This window comes from Bradyrhizobium sp. 142, from assembly GCF_023074015.1.
In the GTDB taxonomy this organism is placed as follows: domain Bacteria; phylum Pseudomonadota; class Alphaproteobacteria; order Rhizobiales; family Xanthobacteraceae; genus Bradyrhizobium.
Window position 1 is genome coordinate 1 of record NZ_JADPKQ010000237.1, and the last position, 670, is coordinate 670.

A 670-nucleotide genomic window follows, 5' to 3' on the forward strand; every position below is an offset into this window, starting at 1 on the left:
GATGACGAGGAGCGCACCTTCGGCCAGATTGGTCGCCACGGTCTCAATGGTGGCGTCCACCAATTGCGTCCGGTTCAGCACGGTGTGGGCGTAGATGCCGGGGGGAAGCGTGCGGCTGACCTCCTTGATCTTCGCATCCGCTGCCGCCGCGACCGTGCGGCTATTGCCGCCGATCAGCATCAGCGCCGTGCCCAGAACGACCTCCCGGCCGTTGACGCTGGCGCTGCCGGTCCGCAATTCCTTGCCGATGGTGACTTCGGCGACATCCCTGACGCGGACGGGCACGCCGGACCGCGTAGCCACGACGATCTGTGAGATATCCTCGGCGTTCTCCACCCGGCCGCTGGCCCGGACCACATAGCCCTCGCCATTTTGTTCTATGTAGTTGGCACCGCGGCTGACGTTGTTGGCCTCGATAGCGGCTATCACCTGGTTGAGTGACAGCCCGTAGCTGATCAGCCGAGACGGATCGGGCTGGACCTGGAATTGCTTGACGAAACCGCCGATCGCATCTGCGCCGGCAACGCCTGGGACCGTCTTCATCTGCGGGCGGACGATCCAGTCCTGCACTGTGCGCAGATAGACAGTGCGTTGAAAATCATCGGTCAGGCGTTCACCTTCGGGCGTCAGGTAAGTCCCGTCGGACTGCCATCCAGGTTGTCCATCACGC

1 protein-coding gene is annotated in these 670 nt (G+C 63.4%); it reads right to left on the reverse strand.

Translation table 11 applies throughout. From position 1 onward, the window contains the following. Positions 1 to 670, reverse strand: a 670-nt coding sequence (locus IVA82_RS21945; RefSeq protein WP_247387683.1) for an efflux RND transporter permease subunit, incomplete at both ends; no start/stop codon positions are given.